The sequence below is a fragment of the Enterobacter adelaidei genome (genome assembly GCF_041937165.1).
Taxonomy (GTDB): Bacteria; Pseudomonadota; Gammaproteobacteria; order Enterobacterales; family Enterobacteriaceae; genus Enterobacter; species Enterobacter adelaidei.
In genome coordinates this window covers 2,980,118-2,999,941 of the sequence record NZ_CP154353.1, presented here as the reverse complement: position 1 = coordinate 2,999,941, position 19,824 = coordinate 2,980,118, and the positions used below count along the sequence as shown (strand labels likewise).

The window sequence follows — 19,824 nt, the reverse complement described above, 5'->3', positions numbered from 1 at the left end:
CTCCGGCGTCGTCCTTCCTTAACATCCAGGTTAATCAGGTCGCTAAATTTATGACTGATAAGTCTCATCAGTGCGTCATTATAGGCATCGCCGGCGCATCGGCTTCAGGTAAAAGTCTAATTGCCAGTACGCTTTATCGCGAACTGCGTGAACAAGTAGGTGATGAGCACATCGGCGTCATTCCCGAAGACAGCTATTACAAAGATCAATCCCATCTGTCGATGGAAGAGCGCGTAAAAACCAACTATGACCACCCAAATGCAATGGATCACAGTTTACTGTTCCAGCATCTGGAAGCGCTTAAGAGCGGCCAGGCGATTGAACTGCCGGTTTACAGTTATGTAGAACATACCCGCACTCAGGAAACTATCCGCATCGAGCCGAAGAAGGTCATCATCCTGGAAGGCATTCTGCTTCTCACTGATGCCCGTCTGCGTGAGTCCATGAACTTCTCGATTTTCGTTGATACCCCGCTGGATATCTGCCTGATGCGCCGCATCAAACGTGATGTTAATGAACGCGGTCGCTCAATGGACTCCGTCATGGCGCAATACCAGAAAACGGTCCGCCCAATGTTCCTGCAATTTATTGAACCGTCCAAGCAATACGCCGATATCATCGTGCCGCGTGGGGGCAAAAACCGCATAGCTATTGATATCTTAAAAGCGAAAATCAGCCAGTTTTTTGAATAAGCCGCGTGAATTGTGTACCGTTCAGAGATAACTTGGTTTTACCCTGAGTGTTTACCGCCTCAGGGTACGATGCATGAAAGGAGAAAGTGCCATGCGTCTTTGTGATCGCGATATTGAAGCCTGGCTGGATGAAGGCCGTTTGTCTATTACCCCACGTCCACCGGTGGAGCGTATCAATGGTGTGACCGTTGATGTGCGGTTGGGGAATAAATTCCGTACCTTTAGTGGCCACACCGCGCCGTTCATCGACCTCAGCGGGCCGAAGGATGAAGTCAGCGCCGCGCTCGATCGCGTGATGAGTGACGAAATCGTCATTGACGAAGGCGAAGCCTTTTATTTGCACCCAGGTGAACTGGCGCTGGCGGTGACGTATGAATCCGTGACGCTGCCAGCGGACCTGGTTGGCTGGCTGGATGGTCGCTCATCACTGGCGCGTCTGGGGTTGATGGTTCACGTAACCGCGCACCGTATTGATCCCGGCTGGTCTGGCCGTATCGTACTGGAGTTCTTCAATGCCGGTAAACTGCCTCTGGCTCTACGCCCTGGAATGATGATCGGCGCGTTAAGCTTTGAACCTCTGTCAGGTCCTGCCGATCGTCCTTATAACCGCCGTCAGGACGCAAAATATCGCGACCAGCAGGGCGCGGTTGCCAGCCGTATTGATAAAGACTGATCGTTAGTCCATCGAGGATGCCATGAGAAGAGTTCTGACAACGCTGATGATTTTGCTGGTGGTGCTGGTTGCTGGCCTTTCGGCGTTGGTTTTGCTGGTTAACCCGAACGATTTCCGCACTTATATGGTGCGGCAGGTCGAGGCACGCAGTGGTTATCAACTGAAGCTTGACGGGCCGCTGCGCTGGCACGTCTGGCCACAGCTCAGCATTCTCTCTGGTCGCATGTCATTAACGGCGCCGGGGGCTTCTTTGCCACTGGTCTCAGCGGATAACATGCGTCTCGATGTGGCACTCATCCCGCTGTTCTCTCACCAGCTGCAGGTTAATCAGGTGATGCTGAAAGGCGCGGTGATTCAGCTTACTCCGCAAACCGAAGCCGTTCGTGACGCGAATGCGCCGGTTGCACCGCGAGAAAACACCCTGCCCGATGAACCGTCTGATACGGGCTGGTCCTTTGATATTGGTAAACTGAAAGTTGCTGATAGCGTGTTAGTTTTCCAGCATGAGGATGAGGAGCAGGTTACCGTACGAAATATCAACCTGCAGATGGAACAGGATGCGCATCATCTGGCAACGGTTGAATTTAGCGGACGGGTGAACCGCGATCAGCGCGATCTGACCCTGTCGCTGAATGCCAACGTGAATGCATCGGATTATCCGCATCAGCTTACCGCCGACATTCAGCAACTGAACTGGCAACTGACGGGAGCCGATCTGCCCTCTCAGGGGATAACCGGTCAGGGAACGTTGCAGGCCGTGTGGCGCGAAGAACAAAAACAGCTGGAACTGGACAACCTCAACCTGCAGGCGAATGACAGTAGCCTGAAAGGGCAGGCGAGCGTTTCTCTCGAGGAAAAACCTAAGTGGGTGTTGAATCTGCAGTTTGACAAGCTTAACCTGGAAAACCTGCTGCCTCCTCTGCCTGCAAGCGCAACGGACAGCGATGCCGCGCAAACGGGGCAAAGCCAGACACCGGTCTCACGCCCGGTTATCTCGTCGAATCTTGAACAGCCTGACTATAACGCCCTGCGCGGATTCACGGCAGATATTCTGCTGAAAGCCAATAGCCTGCGCTGGCGCGGTATTGATTTTACCGACGTGAGCAGCCAGATGTTCAACCATAACGGTTTGCTGGTGATCTCCGAGCTGAGCGGCAAGATGGGGGCAGGGCACCTCTCCCTGCCCGGCACGCTGGATGTCCGTAAAGATGTTGCCAGCGTCGAATTCCAGCCGCGTCTCGATAACATTGAGATTGGTACCATCCTGAAAGCCTTCAACTACCCGATATCTCTGACCGGGCAGTTGACGCTGGCGGGTGACTTCTCCGGTACAAAAATTGATGCCGATGCTTTCCGTCGCGAGTGGCAGGGACAGGCGCATGTTGATCTGAAAAACTCCCGAATGGAAGGCCTTAACTTCCAGCAGGTGGTGCAGCAGGCGGTTGAACGCAGCAGTGATGTGAAAGCCCAGGAAAACTACGATAGCGCCACGCGCCTCGACAGCTTCACCACCGACCTGACGCTGGATAACGGACTGCTTACTCTGGACAGCATGGAAGGAACCTCTTCCATGCTATCACTGACGGGAGACGGTTCACTGGATCTGGTGAAAGAGACGGCGGACACCCGTTTTAATGTCAGGGTACTTTCTGGCTGGCAGGGTGAAAGTAAGCTGATTGACTTCCTGAAAGAGACGCCGGTCCCGCTTAGCGTATACGGGAAATGGCAGGCGCTGAATTACAGCCTTCAGGTGGATCAGATCCTGCGTAAGCATCTGCAGGATGAAGCCAAACGTCGGCTTAACAGCTGGGCGGATCGCAATAAAGATTCACAGACAGGCAAGGATGTAAAAAAGCTGCTGGATAAGCTTTGATGTCTGTTGTGCCGGGTATGGCGCTGCCGCCACCCGGCTTTTTTACACCTCAAAATCCAGCTCTTCCTCATCCCGCAGCGGAATGATCTGAACCTTCTGCACGCGATGGTTTTCAATCTGTAGCGTTTTAAGCAGATAGTCCCCCACCTGAACCTCTTCCCCCGGCTGCGGGATTCGCTGCAAATACTCCATCAGCAGACCGGCGATGGTGTGATATTCACGTTTTTCATCCAGCGGTAGCGGTACATATTGTACCAGGTCCTCAAGCGGCATATGGCCGTTGGCCGTCCAGGAACCGTCAGCATTTTTCTGGATGTCATGGCGGGCATCAATCTCATCCACCTCGTTGGGTAAGTTACCGGCGATGGTTTCCATCACGTCGCTGAGCGTGACCAGTCCTTCAACCGAACCAAACTCATCGACTACAAAAGCGAAGTGCGTGCGCGCATTACGGAATTGCTCAAGAGCAGAGAGCAGGTGCAGCCCCTCCGGGAAAACCAGTGGCTGACGCACCAGGGCGCGCAGGTTTAACGCTTCACCGTGTAGCTGCTGTTGCAGCAGGTCGATGACATGCACCACACCCAGTAACTCCTCCTCTTCCTCACCGCCAGTCACAACTACGCGGGTATGCTGATTTTTATCCAGCAAAGCGCGAATGTGTTCTTCCGGTGCTGTCAGGTCGATATGCTCAATGTCATGACGTGAAGTCATGATGCTGCTGACCGAACGCTGATTCAGATTGAGCACCCGCTCAATCATGAGCCGCTCCTGCGGATTGAAGATCTGCCCGTCGTTATGATCGGCCAGCATCGCAGAAGATTCGGCATCTAATTCCGCGTCCTCTTTTTGCCCGCTGAGCAGGCGCATCACGGTATCAGCGGTCCGCTGGCGCAGGCTCTGGTTTGCCGACAAAAAGCGACGACGGTTGAATATGGCGAGCTGGTTCAGGGATTCAATCATCACCGAGAAGCCGATCGCGGCGTACAGGTAGCCTTTTGGAATATGGAAGCCAAAACCGTCAGCGACCAGGCTAAAGCCAATCATCAGCAGGAAGCTCAGGCAGAGGATAACGATGGTCGGGTGGCTGTTTACAAACCGCGTTAACGCTTTGCTCGCCATGACCATCAGCGTGATGGCAATAATCACCGCAGCCATCATGACGGCAAGATGGTCGACCATCCCGACGGCAGTGATCACCGAGTCCAGAGAGAAGACCGCATCCAGTACCACAATCTGTGCCACTACCGGCCAGAATTTAGCTCCCCGTCGCTGTGTGGGATTTTCGCTGTCTTTCCCTTCGAGCCGTTCATTCAGTTCTACCGTCGCTTTGAACAGCAGGAACAGCCCGCCGAAGAGCATAATCAGGTCGCGGGCGCTAAAGCTGAGAGTGTAAAGGGTAATCAGCGGCTTAGTTAGCGTGACTAGCCAGGAAATCGACGCCAGCAGCAGCAGTCGCATCGCCATCGCCAGCAGTAAGCCCGTTACGCGCGCGCGGTCGCGCTGGGAAGGGGGGAGCTTTTCAGCGAGGATGGCGATAAAGACCAGATTATCAATACCGAGGACTAATTCGATGACGACCAGCGTAACCAGCCCGGCCCAGATTGATGGATCGGCAATCCATTCCATAGTAATAGCAATACCTTCTGTTATATGACTAATGTCACACTTCGATCATGGATAAAGCTGAAAGAAATTGCAATGCCGGGCTGCGATTTCTCTTAATACGCAGTGCTAAACAGAATGTCTCAGAATGAAACTGTAAATAAGGTAAATACGTAGGTTTAATTACAGAATGGAATTTTAGGATATATCGCAGCCAATGGTTTTTATTTTTATATTGTCAATATAAAGAAAATCCTAAAAGGTGAAAACTTTGCTCTTAATATTAATCTTAAAAACAGATATTGAGAGAGATGTCTCCTTGCCTGCTATTAGGTTAGCTGCAACAATTCTCCCGGCACCAAATGTTAAACCTCAGTGTTGCTATTATTGTTCTGGTCTTCAGACAGGGTTATTCATTTTCCGTCGGATGCTTCAGACGGTTGATATATTTCCAGAAGGCCATTCCCAAGAGGGCGTCTATCCATAATGCATTGTTTAGTCAGTGGATTGGTAACTGAAAGCCAAGGGCGGTAGCGTGCCTGCAGGCGTGTGAATCACCCCCGGCCATTCTGTCAAGAGCCAATGGATGAATAAGCTTTTTTTAGGACTGATGCCAGTTATATTTTTATTTGATTAACTGCATGCTGAAAGCTAATACAACTCGAGCTTATTTAAACTGAACGGGATAATTACTCTGCAAAAGTGATAAATAATCAATGATGAAATCCAAAATGAAATTGATGCCATTATTGGTATCTGCACTCTTGATGAGTGGTTGTACGGTCTTTCCCGGCAGCAATATGTCCACGATGGGCAAGGACGTGATTAAACAACAAGATGCCGATTTTGATCTCGACAAAATGGTGAATGTTTATCCGCTCACGCCGCGTCTGGTGGAACAATTGCGTCCACGTCCAAATGTTGCCCAGCCGAATATGTCTCTGGACCAGGAGATCGCCGCTTACCAGTACCGCGTGGGGCCGGGTGACGTTATCAACGTGACCGTCTGGGACCACCCTGAACTGACCACCCCTGCGGGTCAGTACCGTAGCTCAAGCGACACCGGGAACTGGGTGCAATCTGACGGCACCATGTTCTATCCCTATATCGGCAAAGTGCATGTTGCCGGAAAAACGCTTGCCGAGATCCGTAGTGATATTACCGGCCGCTTAGCGCAGTACATCGCTGACCCGCAGGTGGACGTTAATATCGCCGCATTCCGCTCGCAAAAGGCCTATATCTCCGGCCAGGTGAACAAATCAGGTCAGCAGGCCATCACCAACGTTCCACTGACTGTGCTGGACGCCATTAACTCTGCGGGTGGCTTAACCGATGGTGCCGACTGGCGCAACGTGGTGCTGACCCACAACGGTAAAGAGCAGCGTATTTCTCTGCAGGCGCTGATGCAAAACGGCGATCTGACCCAGAACCGACTGCTCTATCCGGGCGACATTCTTTACGTGCCACGCAATGACGATCTGAAAGTCTTCGTGATGGGGGAGGTGAAGAAACAGAGCACCCTCAAAATGGACTTCAGCGGTATGACCCTGACCGAAGCGCTGGGCAATGCGGAAGGTATCGATCTGACCTCGTCTAACGCCAGCGGCATCTTTGTGATCCGTCCACTGAAAGGTGAGGGCAGTGCGAAAGGCAAGATTGCCAACATTTACCAGTTGGATATGTCCGATGCGACTTCTCTGGTAATGGCCACGGAGTTCCGTCTCCAGCCATACGATGTGGTGTACGTCACCACCGCGCCGGTTGCCCGCTGGAACCGCCTGATCAACCAGTTGCTGCCAACCATCAGTGGCGTTCGCTACATGACGGATACGGCGCGCGACATTCATACCTGGTAATCCATGATGTTTAACAAAATTCTGGTGGTATGCGTGGGGAACATTTGCCGTTCCCCTACGGCTGAACGGTTGTTGAAACAGTACCAGCCCGAATTGACCGTTGATTCGGCAGGGCTGGGGGCGCTGGTCGGCAAAGGTGCTGATGAGCGCGCCACGAGCGTGGCGCGGGATCATCACCTCTCTCTCGATGGGCATGTTGCCCGCCAGGTCACTAGCCGGATGTGCCGGGAGTATGACCTGATCCTGACGATGGAAAAACGCCATATACATGCGCTGTGCGATATCGCGCCGGAGATGCGCGGCAAGGTGATGCTGTTTGGTCACTGGGACAATGAACGCGAAATCCCCGATCCGTATCGCAAAAGCCATGAGGCCTTCGAGGCGGTTTACACCTTACTTGACCAGTCTGCCCAACAGTGGGCGCAGGCACTGAAAGCTCAGCAGGGATAACAATGACAGAAAAAACAAGACTTTCTGCCGCCCCGACTTCGGGCAGTGATGAAATTGATATTGGGCGCCTGGTCGGCACGGTTGTAGAGGCAAAGTGGTGGGTGCTTGGGATCACCGTCGTCTTTGCCGCGGCCGCCGTCGTCTACACGCTGTTCGCCACCCCTATCTACAGCGCCGATGCGCTGGTGCAGATCGAGCAGAACACCGGCAACTCGCTGGTGCAGGATATCGGCTCTGCACTGGCGAACAAACCGCCGGCGTCCGACGCTGAAATTCAGCTGATCCAGTCACGTCTGGTGCTGGGTAAAACGGTTCACGACCTCGGGCTCGATATCTCCGTCACCAAAAATACCTTCCCGGTATTTGGTGCCGGTTGGGATCGGCTGATGGGCAGAAACAACGACACGGTGAAGGTCACAGACTTCGTGCTGCCGAAAGGGGCAGCCGATCAGACCTTTACCCTGACGGTGCTCGGCCCGAAACAGTATCAGTTGACCAGCGACGCGGGCTTTAGCGCGCGCGGCGAAGTGGGACAGATGCTGACCAAAGAGGGCGTCAGCATGATGGTCAGCGCGATTAACGCCCACGAAGGGGGGGAATTCACCGTCACCAAATTCTCCACGCTGGGGATGATCAACAATCTGCAAAACAACCTGACCGTCACTGAAAACGGTAAGGACACCGGCGTGCTGAGCATGACCTTTACCGGTGAAGATAAAGATCAGATTCGCAATATTCTGAACAGTATCACCCGCAACTATCTTGAGCAGAACGTTGAGCGTAAGTCGGCGGAAGCGGCGAAAAGCCTGGCCTTCCTCGCGAAACAGCTCCCGGAAGTGCGCGCCCATCTGGATGAGGCCGAGAACAAGCTGAACGCCTATCGTCAGGATAAAGACTCTGTCGACCTGCCGCTGGAAGCAAAGTCAGTTCTTGATTCAATGGTCAACATTGATGCTCAGCTCAACGAGTTGACCTTCAAAGAGGCGGAGATTTCCAAGCTCTATACCAAACGTCACCCGGCCTACCGCACGCTGCTTGAGAAACGCCGCACGCTGGAAGAGGAAAAGGCAAAGCTCAACGGTCGCGTGACCGCGATGCCGAAAACGCAGCAGGAGATCGTGCGTCTGACCCGCGACGTGGAATCGGGCCAGCAGGTTTACATGCAACTGCTGAACAAACAGCAGGAGCTGAAAATCACCGAAGCCAGTACCGTCGGGGACGTCCGTATTGTTGACCCGGCCATTACTCAGCCTGGTGTGTTGAAGCCGAAGAAAGCGCTGATTATTCTCGGCAGCATTATTCTCGGTCTGATGCTCTCCATCGTTGGCGTGCTGCTGCGTTCGCTGTTCAACCGCGGTATCGAAAGCCCGCAGGTGCTGGAAGAGAACGGTATCAACGTCTACGCCAGCATCCCGCTGTCTGAATGGCAAAAGTCCCGTGACAGCGTCAAAACCATCAAAGGCGTTAAGCGTTACAAACAGAGCCAGCTGCTGGCGGTGGGTAACCCGACTGACCTCGCCATCGAAGCGATCCGCAGCCTGCGTACCAGCCTGCACTTTGCCATGATGCAGGCTAAAAACAACGTCCTGATGTTAACCGGCGTCAGCCCTTCAATCGGTAAGACCTTCGTCTGCGCCAACCTGGCGGCGGTGGTCAGCCAGACCAACAAGCGTGTGCTGCTGATCGACTGCGATATGCGCAAAGGCTATACCCACGAACTGCTGGGCACCAACAACGTTAACGGTCTGTCGGAAATCCTGCTGGGTAAAGGTGAGATCGGCCAGAGTGCGAAACCGACAACGATCCCGAAATTCGACCTGATCCCACGTGGACAGATTCCGCCGAACCCATCTGAACTGCTGATGAGCGAGCGTTTTGCCGAGCTGGTGGAGTGGGCAAGTAAGCATTACGACCTGGTGCTAATCGATACTCCGCCAATTCTGGCCGTGACCGATGCCGCCGTGGTTGGCCGTCTTGCCGGTACTACGTTGATGGTCGCGCGCTATGCGGTGAACACCATTAAAGAAGTGGAAACCAGCCTGAGCCGCTTCGAGCAGAACGGGATTGAGGTCAAAGGGGTGATCCTGAACTCCATCTTCCGTCGCGCGAGTGGGTATCAGGATTACGGTTACTACGAGTACGAATACAAATCTGACAGCAAATAAAAATCCCCCTCACCCTGACCCTCTCCTCTGAGGGGAGAGCCGCTTTTCTCCCTCTCCCTCCGGGAGATGGGCGGGGTGAGGGATAAGGGGAAGACCATGACCACACAACGCCCTTTAGTTTCAATCTATATGCCGACATGGAATCGTCAGCAGCTGGCGATCCGTGCAATCAAATCTGTACTGCGACAGGATTACGATAACTGGGAGCTGATCATCGTTGACGACTATTCCTCCTCTTTCGAGCAATTGCAGACATTTGTGGCCGACCTCAACGACCCGCGCGTGATGTATACGCATAACGAGATTAATTCCGGCGCGTGTGCAGTACGCAATCAGGCGATCATGCAGGCCAAAGGGCAATACCTGACCGGAATTGATGACGATGACGAATGGACGCCGAACCGTCTGTCGACATTCCTGTCACACAAGGAACAGTTGGTCACGCATGCTTTCCTGTATGCCAACGATTATGTCTGTCAGGGCGAAGTCTACTCGCAGCCTGCCAGCCTGCCGTTGTACCCGAAATCACCGTACTCCCGCCGCCTGTTCTACAAGCGCAACATTATTGGTAACCAGGTCTTTACCTGGGCGTGGCGCTTTAAAGAGTGCCTGTTTGATACCGAACTCAAGGCCGCGCAGGATTACGACATCTTCCTTCGGATGGTGGTGGAATACGGTGAGCCGTGGAAAGTGGAAGAGGCCACGCAGATCCTGCATATCAACCACGGGGAGATGCAAATCACCTCCTCGCCGAAGAAATTCTCGGGCTACTTCCATTTTTACCGCAAGCACAAGGACAAGTTTGACCGTGCCAGCCGGAAGTATCAGCTCTTTACCCTCTATCAGATCCGCAACAAGCGCATGAACTGGCGCACGTTGCTGACATTGCTGTCCGTGCGTAACGGCAAGCGTCTGGCTGACGGGCTTCGGGGGAAATAATGTTTCTGGAAGATTGCCGCGCAAACAGCTGGAGCCTGCGCCCGTGCTGCATGGTCCTGGCCTACCGCATCGCGCACTTTTGCTCGGTGTGGCGTAAGAAAAATGTGCTGAACAATATCTGGGCTGCACCGGTGCTGGTGCTGTACCGCATCATCACTGAATGCTTTTTTGGTTATGAGATTCAGGCCGCAGCCACCATTGGCCGCCGCTTTACCATCCACCACGGCTATGCGGTGGTGATCAACAAGTTCGTGGTCGCCGGGGATGATTTCACTATTCGTCATGCGGTCACCATCGGTAACCGTGGTCCAGACAGTCTGGCGTGCCCGGTTATCGGCAATAACGTTGAGCTGGGCGCGAACGTGGTGATCATTGGCGATATTACGATTGGTAATAACGTCACCATTGGCGCTGGCAGCGTGGTGCTGGACAGCATTCCGGATAACGCGCTGGTGGTGGGAGAAAAAGCCCGCGTGAAGGTGATTAAATGAATATTCTGCAATTTAACGTACGCCTCGCAGAAGGCGGGGCGGCCGGCGTGGCGCTGGATCTGCATCAGCGTGCGCTGCAAAAAGGGTTACAGTCCCGTTTTGTCTATGGCTATGGCAAAGGGGGTAAGAAAAGCGTTAGCCACGATCGCTATCCGCAGGTGTTGAAACAGACCCCACGATTGACGTCGATCGCCAACATTGCGCTGTTCCGCCTGTTTAACCGCGATCTGTTTGGCAACCTGAATAACCTCTACCGCACCGTGACGCGAACCACCGGTCCGGTGGTGCTGCATTTTCATGTGTTGCACAGCTACTGGCTCAACCTGGAAGAGGTGGTCGCGTTTTGTGAGAACGTGCAGGCACATAAACCGGACACCCGCTTTGTCTGGACGCTGCACGATCACTGGAGCGTGACCGGCCGCTGTGCGTTTACCGACGGTTGCGAAGGCTGGAAAAATAACTGCCGGAAATGCCCGACATTAAGTAACTACCCACCGGTGAAAGTGGATCGTGCTCATCAACTGGTGGAGGGTAAGCGCCAGCTGTTCCGCGACATGCTTTCGCTGGGGTGCACGTTTATCTCCCCAAGCCAGCATGTGGCGGATGCGTTCAACAGCCTTTACGGGGCAGGGCGCTGCAAGATTATCAACAACGGCATCGACGTGGCGACGGAAGCCATTCTTGCCGAGCTGACTCCGGTGGCCGAAACCACGGGCAAACCGAAAATCGCTATCGTTGCGCATGACCTGCGTTATGACGGTAAAACCAATCAGCAGCTGGTGCGCGACATGATGGCGCTGGGCGACAACATCGAGCTGCATACCTTCGGCAAGTTTTCCCCGTTCGAAGGGACAAACGTGGTCAATCACGGGTTTGAAACCGACAAACGCAAACTGATGAGTGCACTGAACGAAATGGATGCCTTGGTGTTCAGCTCCCGCGTGGATAACTACCCCCTGATCCTTTGCGAAGCACTCTCTATCGGCGTGCCGGTGATTGCCACCCACAGCGACGCTGCGCGCGAAGTGCTGGAAAAATCGGGCGGTAAAACGTTCGCTGAAAACGAGGTGCTGCCGCTGGTGCAACTGCCGAAAGCCGATATCGCGCAGGCCGTATTTGGTACTGACCTGGAATCGTTCCGCAAGCGCAGCCGCAAGGCCTACAGTGGACAACAGATGCTGGAGGAGTATGTCTCGTTCTATCAGAATCTGTAGTTATCTCCTGCTGCCGCTGATCTACCTGCTGGTTAACGTTAAGATTGCCCAGCTTGGCGAAAGCTTCCCGATAACTATCGTCACTTTCTTGCCTGTCCTGCTTCTGCTGTATGTCGATAAAATCAACCTTAAGAAGCTGATGATTGCCCTGGGGATGGGGACGGGCCTGACGCTATTTAACTACATCTTTGGTCAGTCACTGGATGCCAGTAAATACGTCACCTCGACCATGCTGTTTGTTTATATTGTCATTATTATCGGAATGGTCTGGAGTATTCGGTTTAAAATCATTTCTCCACACAATTATCGGAAAATCCTTAGGTTATTTTATATTGCCGTTGCGTTAATTGTTATGCTTGCCGCACTGGAAATGGCACAAATTATTCTCACAGGTGGTAGTAGCCTGATGGAGATAATTTCGAAGTATCTCATTTACAGTAACAGCTATGTATTGAACTTCATCAAGTTTGGCGGGAAGCGTACTACGGCCCTCTATTTTGAACCGGCGTTTTTCGCTCTGGCGTTAATCTCAATTTGGCTCAGCATCAAACAGTTTGGTATCAAAACGCCTAAGACCGATGCTATGATTCTTGCAGGAATTGTTCTGTCAGGATCGTTCTCGGGGGTAATGACATTTATCCTGTTTTACCTGCTGGAGTGGGCGTTCCAGTACCTGAACAAAGAGGCAATTAAGAAAAAACTGCCGCTGGCAATTATCTCCCTGACGGTATTCATGGTCGGCGTGATATTTGCTTTCCCGTACATCTCAGAACGTCTGGGTGATTTGGGAACGGAAGGGTCTTCATCTTATTATCGCATCATTGGTCCGCTGGTGATGGTGGGTTATTCCTTAACCCATATTGATGGTGTAGTAAGATTTGGCTCACTTTACGAATATGTTGCATCATTCGGAATCTTTAACGGTGCGGATGTCGGTAAAACCATAGACAATGGTCTGTATCTGTTAATTATTTATTTTTCGTGGTTTGCCGTACTGTTGACAATTTGGTATCTGTTTAAAGTTTTCAAAATGATGATTAACGCGTTTGGTGATAACCAGAACTTTCGCGTGCAGCTTTATCTGTTTACACCAGTGTCGCTGTTTTTTACCGGTTCAATATTTAGCCCAGAATATGCTTTCTTAATTGTTTGTCCGTTTATTCTGCGTAAAGCGCTTAATATTACGAATTCATGACGAGGTGGTCTTATGTTTCTAAGCGTCATTACTGTCGCTTTTCGTAATTACGAAGGGGTGGTAAAAACCTGGCGCTCGCTGCGCAATCTGGCGCGCGATCCGAGCCTTACCTTTGAGTGGATCGTGGTTGATGGCGGGTCGAACGATGGCACGGCGGAGTTTCTGGAAAAACTCAACGGTGAGTTTAACTTACGCTACATCAGTGAGAAAGATAAAGGCATCTACGATGCGATGAATAAAGGCATTGAGATGGCGAAGGGCCGCTATGCGATCTTCCTGAATTCGGGTGATGTGTTCCACGATGACGTGGCGATGTTTGCCCGACAGCTGGCTCGCCAGAAAGAAGAGGCCATGTTTATTGGCGATGCGCTGCTCGATTTCGGGGATGGACATAAAGTTTGCCGCAGTGCGAAGCCGGGCTGGTATATTTACCACAGTTTACCCGCCAGTCATCAGGCCATTTTCTTTCCGGTAAAAGGTCTGAAAAAACAGCCGTACGACTTGCAATATAAAGTGTCATCCGATTATGCGCTGGCAGCCAGTTTATATAAGTCTGGCTACCCGTTCCGTCGAATTAAGGGGCTGGTGTCCGAATTTTCCATGGGCGGTGTATCCACTTCGAACAACCTGGAGTTGTGCCAGGATGCAAAAAACGTACAGCGAAAAATATTGCGCGTGCCGGCCTTCTGGGCAGAACTGTCTTATTTATTACGTCTGAAAACCACAGGTAAAACCAAAGCCTTATATAACAAAGCCTGAAATATAAGGAAACGCAATGCAGGATCTTAAAGGATTCACCGTGCCGAAAGGTTTTCGCGGGGGTAACGGTATTAAGGTGCAGTTGTGGTGGGCCGTTCAGGCAACGTTATTTGCCTGGTCGCCGCAAATACTCTACCGCTGGCGAGCATTCTTATTGCGGCTGTTTGGCGCAAAAATCGGAAAAAACGTAGTTATTCGCCCGTCGGTAAAAATTACCTATCCCTGGAAATTAACGCTTGGGGATTACGCATGGGTAGGGGATGACGCAGTGTTATATACCCTTGGCGAAATTACGATTGGCGCAAATTCGGTGGTTTCACAGAAGTGTTATCTGTGTACCGGCAGCCACGACTTTATGAGTCAGCATTTTGATATTATCGCGTCACCTATTGCGATCGGTGAAAAATGCTGGCTGGCGACAGATGTTTTTGTTGCACCGGGTGTTTCTGTTGGCGATGGCACGGTAGTGGGTGCCCGCAGCAGCGTTTTTAAATCGCTACCGGCAAATAAAGTTTGCCGTGGCAACCCCGCAGTGGTGATACGCGAACGCGTTGAAACTGATTAAATTCATAAGTAGAGGAATAAAACATGTCTAAAGTCGCTCTCATCACCGGCGTTACCGGACAGGATGGTTCTTACCTGGCAGAGTTACTGCTGGAAAAAGGGTATGAAGTGCACGGTATTAAACGTCGTGCGTCGTCTTTCAACACTGAACGTGTGGATCATATTTATCAGGATCCACACGCGGCGAACCCTAAATTCCACCTGCACTACGGCGACCTGACCGATACCTCCAACCTGACCCGTATTCTGCAGGAAGTGCAGCCGGATGAAGTGTACAACCTGGGCGCGATGAGCCACGTGGCGGTTTCCTTCGAATCCCCGGAATACACCGCTGACGTTGATGCCATGGGCACGCTGCGTCTGCTGGAAGCGATCCGCTTCCTCGGCCTTGAGAAGAAAACCCGCTTCTACCAGGCATCCACCTCCGAACTGTATGGCCTGGTGCAGGAAATTCCGCAGAAAGAGACCACGCCGTTCTACCCGCGTTCTCCGTATGCAGTAGCAAAACTCTACGCCTACTGGATCACCGTGAACTACCGTGAATCCTACGGCATGTATGCCTGTAACGGCATCCTGTTCAACCACGAATCTCCACGCCGCGGCGAAACCTTCGTGACCCGCAAAATCACCCGCGCTATCGCGAACATCGCGCAGGGTCTGGAATCGTGCCTGCACCTCGGCAACATGGACTCCCTGCGTGACTGGGGCCATGCCAAAGACTACGTGAAAATGCAGTGGATGATGCTGCAGCAGGACAAACCAGAAGACTTCGTCATTGCGACCGGCGTGCAGTATTCCGTCCGTCAGTTCGTTGAAATGGCTGCGGCACAGCTGGGCATCAAACTGCGCTTTGAAGGCACCGGCGTGGATGAGAAGGGCATTGTGGTTTCCGTCACTGGCCACGACGCACCGGGCGTGAAGCCAGGCGACGTGATTGTTCAGGTTGACCCGCGTTACTTCCGTCCTGCTGAAGTGGAAACCCTGCTCGGCGACCCAACCAAAGCGCACGAGACCCTGGGCTGGAAACCCGAGACCACTCTGCAGGAGATGGTTTCCGAGATGGTAGCCAAAGATCTTGAAGCAGCGAAAAAACACTCCCTGCTCAAGTCTCATGGCTACGAGGTTGCCATCGCGCTGGAGTCCTGAGAATGACAAAACAACGTATTTTTGTCGCCGGTCATCGCGGAATGGTGGGTTCCGCGATTGAACGCCTGCTGGAGCAGCGCGGTGACGTTGAAGTGGTTGTCCGCACGCGTGACGAGCTAAACCTGCTCGATAGCCGTGCGGTACAGGACTTCTTTGCAAATGAACGCATTGACCAGGTGTATCTGGCGGCGGCGAAGGTGGGCGGCATTGTCGCCAACAACACCTACCCGGCGGATTTCATCTACGAGAACATGATGATTGAGAGCAACATCATTCACGCGGCGCACCTGCACAACGTGAATAAGCTGCTGTTCCTCGGCTCATCCTGTATCTACCCGAAAATGGCAAAGCAGCCCATCGCCGAAAGCGAACTGCTGCAGGGAACGCTGGAAGCGACCAACGAACCTTACGCCATCGCCAAGATTGCCGGGATCAAGCTGTGCGAGTCTTACAACCGTCAGTATAACCGAGACTATCGCTCGGTGATGCCGACCAACCTGTACGGGCCGCACGACAACTTCCACCCGAGCAACTCGCACGTGATCCCGGCGCTGCTGCGTCGTTTTCACGAGGCGACCGCCGAGAACGCGCCGGATGTGGTGGTGTGGGGTAGCGGCACGCCAATGCGTGAATTCCTGCACGTGGACGACATGGCGGCCGCCAGCATTCACGTGATGGAGCTGGATCGCGAAGTGTGGCAGGAGAACACCGAGCCAATGCTGTCGCACATCAACGTCGGTACCGGCATTGACTGCACCATCCGTGAGCTGGCACAAACCATCGCGCAGGTGGTGGGTTACAAAGGCCGCGTGGTGTTTGACGCCACCAAACCGGACGGCACGCCGCGCAAACTGCTGGACGTGACCCGTCTGCATCAGTTGGGCTGGTATCACGAGGTGTCACTGGAGCAGGGACTGGCCAGTACCTACCAGTGGTTCCTGGAAAACCAGCACCGCTTCCGGGGGTAATGATGTTTTTAAGTCAGGAAGATTTTGCCACGATCGTTCGTTCCACTCCGCTCATCTCAATAGATTTGATTGTGGAGAACGAACGCGGCGAGTTCTTGCTGGGGAAACGAACCAACCGTCCTGCACAGGGCTTCTGGTTCGTGCCCGGCGGGCGCGTGCAGAAGGATGAGACGCTGAGCGATGCGTTTGAGCGTCTCACTCTGGCGGAACTGGGCCTTAAGCTGCCGATGGCGGCGGGCCAGTTTTACGGGGTCTGGCAGCACTTCTATGACGATAACTTTTCGGGCACCGGGTTCAGCACGCACTACATCGTGCTGGGGTTCCGCCTGAAGGTGCATGAGGCAGACCTGCGTCTGCCTGATGCTCAGCATGACGACTACCGCTGGCAGACGTCAGATGCGTTGCTCGCGAGCGACAACGTCCACGACAACAGTCGGGCGTATTTCCTTGCGGATCGTCAGGCCGGAGTGCCGGGCTTATGAAAATTTTGGTGTATGGAATCAACTACTCGCCGGAATTAACCGGTATCGGGAAATACACCGGCGAGATGGTCGAGTGGATGGCGAGCCAGGGACATGACGTGCGGGTCATTACCGCGCCGCCGTACTACCCGGAATGGAAAGTGGGTGAGCGCTACTCAAGCTGGCGCTACCGGCGCGAAGAGGGCGCGGCGACCGTCTGGCGCTGCCCGCTGTATGTGCCTAAGCAGCCGTCAACGCTGAAACGCTTGATTCACCTTGGCAGCTTCGCCCTGAGCAGTTTCTTCCCGCTGATGGCGCAACGTCGCTGGAAGCCGGATCGCATCATCGGTGTGGTGCCGACGCTGTTTTGCACGCCAGGCATGCGCCTGCTGGGCAAACTCTCCGGCGCGCGCACCTTGCTGCATATTCAGGATTATGAAGTGGACGCCATGCTTGGCCTGGGGATGGCAGGCAAAAGTAAAGGCGGCAAAGTGGCGAAACTCGCCAGCGCGTTTGAGCGTAGCGGTCTGCATAACGTGGATTATGTCTCGACCATCTCGCGCTCAATGATGAACAAAGCGCATGAGAAGGGCGTTCCGGCTCAGAAGGTGATCTTCTTCCCCAACTGGTCCGAAGTGGCGCGTTTTCGCGACGTAACTGAAAGTGACGCTCAGGCGCTACGCGCCCAGCTCGGTTTGCCTGATGATCAAAAAATCATTCTTTATTCAGGCAACATCGGTGAAAAGCAGGGGCTGGAGAGCGTGATTGAAGCGGCCCAGTTGCTCAGCAAGAAGCCGTGGATGTTTGTGATTGTCGGGCAGGGCGGTGGAAAGGCGCGGCTGGAAAAAATGGCAAGCGAACGCGGCCTGACCAACGTGAAATTTTTCCCGCTTCAGTCCTACGAAGCTCTGCCTGCATTGCTGAAGATGGGAGATTGCCATCTGGTTGTGCAGAAGCGCGGCGCGGCGGATGCGGTGCTGCCGTCCAAACTGACCAACATTCTGGCAGTGGGTGGTAACGCGGTGATTACGGCAGAAGCCGAAACAGAATTAGGCCAGCTGTGTGACAGCTATCCGGGGATTGCCGTGTGCGTGGAGCCGGAATCGGTCCCGGCGCTGGTTACCGGCATTGAACAGGCACTTGCCATGCCAAAAGTGAACACGGTGGCACGTGAATATGCCGAACGCACGCTCGAAAAAGAGAACGTGTTGAGCCAATTTATTGCAGATATACGGGGATAAATCATGAGTCAAACCACTTTGTATCCGGTTGTGATGGCTGGTGGCTCTGGTAGCCGGTTGTGGCCGCTGTCCCGCGTGCTCTATCCAAAACAGTTCCTCTGCCTGAAAGGGGATCTCACCATGCTGCAGACCACGGTGAACCGTCTGCATGGCGTGGAGTGTGAAAGCCCGGTGGTGATTTGTAACGAACAGCACCGTTTTATCGTGGCTGAGCAATTGCGCCAGCTGAATAAACTCACCGAAAACATCATTCTGGAGCCGGCCGGTCGTAACACCGCGCCTGCTATCGCCCTGGCAGCACTGGCAGCAAAACGCAGCAGTCCGAACTGTGACCCGCTGATGCTGGTTCTGGCGGCAGACCACGTTATTCAGCAGGAAGAGGCGTTTCGCAATGCAGTGCGTGCGGCCATTCCTTATGCCGAAAGCGGCAAACTGGTGACGTTCGGCATCGTGCCGGATCTCCCGGAAACTGGCTATGGCTACATTCGCCGTGGCAGCGTGACGCCTGGTGAAGGCGACAGCGTGGCGTTTGACGTGGCGCAGTTTGTTGAAAAACCGAATCTGGAAACCGCGCAGGCCTATGTCGCCAGCGGTGAATACTACTGGAACAGCGGGATGTTCCTGTTCCGCGCCGGACGCTATCTGGAAGAACTGGAAAAATATCGCCCGGATATTCTGAACGCCTGCGAAAAAGCGATGGCAGTGGTGGACCCGGATCTCGACTTTATCCGCGTGGATGAAGAGGCTTTCCTCGCCTGCCCGGAAGAGTCTATTGACTATGCGGTGATGGAACGCACGGCTGATGCCGTCGTGGTACCGATGGATGCGGGCTGGAGCGATGTTGGCTCCTGGTCATCGCTTTGGGAGATCAGCGCCCACACCCCGGAGGGAAATGTCCACCATGGTGATGTAATCAGCCATAAGACGGAAAACAGCTACGTTTACGCTGAATCCGGGCTGGTTACCACGGTGGGCGTGAAAGATCTGGTGGTGGTGCAGACGAAAGACGCGGTGTTGATTGCCGACCGTAACGCGGTGCAGGACGTTAAAAAAGTGGTGGAGAAAATTAAGGCCGATGGTCGTCATGAACACCACATTCACCGCGAAGTGTACCGTCCGTGGGGGAAATATGACTCCATCGACGCGGGCGATCGTTATCAGGTGAAACGCATCACCGTGAAACCGGGTGAGGGACTGTCCGTTCAGATGCACCATCACCGCGCCGAGCACTGGGTGGTGGTGGCAGGTACCGCGAAAGTCACCATTGACGGTGAAGTCAAACTGCTGGGTGAAAACGAGTCCATTTATATTCCGCTGGGGGCGACGCATTGTCTGGAGAACCCGGGGAAAATTCCTCTCGACTTAATTGAGGTACGCTCCGGCTCGTATCTGGAAGAGGACGATATCGTGCGCTTCCAGGACCGCTACGGGCGCGTGTAACACCGTCTTTAACGCCGGATGGCGCTTCGCTTATCCGGCCTACGAATGAATAAAAACAATTTTGCCTGTAAATCGGGCGGGCTGACTGTTGCCTG

The 19,824-nt window shown here is 53.5% G+C and carries 18 protein-coding genes; 17 read left to right on the top strand and 1 reads right to left on the bottom strand.

From position 1 onward, the window contains the following. Positions 1 to 50 precede the first annotated feature (50 nt). The 3 genes from udk (at position 51) to asmA (ending at position 3,238) form a co-directional block, all read left to right on the top strand. Complete coding sequence (udk, locus tag AAHF05_RS14585; RefSeq protein ID WP_008500855.1) at positions 51 to 692, top strand: uridine kinase; 642 nt, start codon at positions 51 to 53, stop codon at positions 690 to 692. A 91-nt stretch (positions 693 to 783) separates the two neighbouring features. Then, entirely contained in the window at positions 784 to 1,365 is a 582-nt protein-coding gene (gene dcd / locus AAHF05_RS14580; protein ID WP_028016363.1) for a dCTP deaminase, read from the top strand. Positions 1,366 to 1,387: 22 nt separating this feature from the next. Then, entirely contained in the window at positions 1,388 to 3,238 is a 1,851-nt protein-coding gene (gene asmA, locus AAHF05_RS14575; protein ID WP_129325212.1) for an outer membrane assembly protein AsmA, read from the top strand. Positions 3,239 to 3,280: 42 nt separating this feature from the next. Here asmA and AAHF05_RS14570 read toward each other — a convergent pair whose 3' ends face one another. Beyond that, positions 3,281 to 4,864, bottom strand: coding sequence for a TerC family protein (locus tag AAHF05_RS14570; RefSeq protein ID WP_129325211.1), 1,584 nt, complete (start codon positions 4,862 to 4,864; stop codon positions 3,281 to 3,283). A gap of 692 nt (positions 4,865 to 5,556) precedes the next feature. On the opposite strand from AAHF05_RS14570, the gene AAHF05_RS14565 reads away from it, so the two are divergent. The 14 genes from AAHF05_RS14565 to cpsB all read left to right on the top strand — a co-directional run bounded on the left by AAHF05_RS14565 (position 5,557) and on the right by cpsB (position 19,729). Further along, the gene (locus AAHF05_RS14565) at positions 5,557 to 6,696 is read left to right on the top strand and encodes a polysaccharide export protein (protein ID WP_028016366.1); all 1,140 of its coding nucleotides are present in this window, start codon (positions 5,557 to 5,559) and stop codon (positions 6,694 to 6,696) included. Between the two features lie 6 nt (positions 6,697 to 6,702). Beyond that, on the top strand, positions 6,703 to 7,146 hold the full coding sequence (gene wzb / locus AAHF05_RS14560) for a low molecular weight protein-tyrosine-phosphatase Wzb (RefSeq protein ID WP_129325227.1): 444 nt from the start codon (positions 6,703 to 6,705) through the stop codon (positions 7,144 to 7,146). 2 nt (positions 7,147 to 7,148) lie between these two features. Continuing rightward, positions 7,149 to 9,311, top strand: coding sequence for a tyrosine-protein kinase Wzc (gene wzc / locus AAHF05_RS14555; RefSeq protein ID WP_374936348.1), 2,163 nt, complete (start codon positions 7,149 to 7,151; stop codon positions 9,309 to 9,311). Between the two features lie 96 nt (positions 9,312 to 9,407). Then, positions 9,408 to 10,250 (top strand): colanic acid biosynthesis glycosyltransferase WcaA, encoded by an 843-nt coding sequence (gene wcaA, locus AAHF05_RS14550; RefSeq protein WP_129325209.1) that lies wholly within the window; start codon positions 9,408 to 9,410, stop codon positions 10,248 to 10,250. Then, complete coding sequence (gene wcaB / locus AAHF05_RS14545) at positions 10,250 to 10,741, top strand: colanic acid biosynthesis acetyltransferase WcaB (protein WP_023312402.1); 492 nt, start codon at positions 10,250 to 10,252, stop codon at positions 10,739 to 10,741. The genes wcaA and wcaB overlap by 1 nt, the downstream gene beginning before the upstream one ends. Then, on the top strand, positions 10,738 to 11,955 hold the full coding sequence (gene wcaC, locus AAHF05_RS14540; protein ID WP_049008259.1) for a colanic acid biosynthesis glycosyltransferase WcaC: 1,218 nt from the start codon (positions 10,738 to 10,740) through the stop codon (positions 11,953 to 11,955). Before wcaB ends, wcaC begins: the two co-directional genes overlap by 4 nt. Then, entirely contained in the window at positions 11,930 to 13,150 is a 1,221-nt protein-coding gene (wcaD, locus tag AAHF05_RS14535) for a colanic acid polymerase WcaD (RefSeq protein WP_049008260.1), read from the top strand. The genes wcaC and wcaD overlap by 26 nt, the downstream gene beginning before the upstream one ends. Positions 13,151 to 13,162: 12 nt before the next feature. Further along, positions 13,163 to 13,909 (top strand): colanic acid biosynthesis glycosyltransferase WcaE, encoded by a 747-nt coding sequence (gene wcaE, locus AAHF05_RS14530; RefSeq protein WP_049008261.1) that lies wholly within the window; start codon positions 13,163 to 13,165, stop codon positions 13,907 to 13,909. Positions 13,910 to 13,925: 16 nt separating this feature from the next. Further along, complete coding sequence (gene wcaF / locus AAHF05_RS14525) at positions 13,926 to 14,474, top strand: colanic acid biosynthesis acetyltransferase WcaF (protein ID WP_129325208.1); 549 nt, start codon at positions 13,926 to 13,928, stop codon at positions 14,472 to 14,474. Positions 14,475 to 14,497: 23 nt separating this feature from the next. After that, complete coding sequence (gene gmd / locus AAHF05_RS14520) at positions 14,498 to 15,619, top strand: GDP-mannose 4,6-dehydratase (protein ID WP_028016374.1); 1,122 nt, start codon at positions 14,498 to 14,500, stop codon at positions 15,617 to 15,619. Between the two features lie 2 nt (positions 15,620 to 15,621). After that, complete coding sequence (locus tag AAHF05_RS14515) at positions 15,622 to 16,587, top strand: GDP-L-fucose synthase (RefSeq protein WP_049008269.1); 966 nt, start codon at positions 15,622 to 15,624, stop codon at positions 16,585 to 16,587. A 2-nt stretch (positions 16,588 to 16,589) separates the two neighbouring features. Then, positions 16,590 to 17,069, top strand: a complete 480-nt coding sequence (locus AAHF05_RS14510; RefSeq protein WP_075204611.1) for a GDP-mannose mannosyl hydrolase — start codon at positions 16,590 to 16,592, stop codon at positions 17,067 to 17,069. Next, a complete protein-coding gene (gene wcaI / locus AAHF05_RS14505; RefSeq protein WP_129325207.1) occupies positions 17,066 to 18,289 on the top strand; it encodes a colanic acid biosynthesis fucosyltransferase WcaI in 1,224 nt (407 codons plus the stop codon). Before AAHF05_RS14510 ends, wcaI begins: the two co-directional genes overlap by 4 nt. Positions 18,290 to 18,292: 3 nt before the next feature. Further along, positions 18,293 to 19,729, top strand: coding sequence for a mannose-1-phosphate guanyltransferase (gene cpsB / locus AAHF05_RS14500; RefSeq protein WP_049008272.1), 1,437 nt, complete (start codon positions 18,293 to 18,295; stop codon positions 19,727 to 19,729). The last annotated feature ends 95 nt before the right edge of the window (positions 19,730 to 19,824 follow it).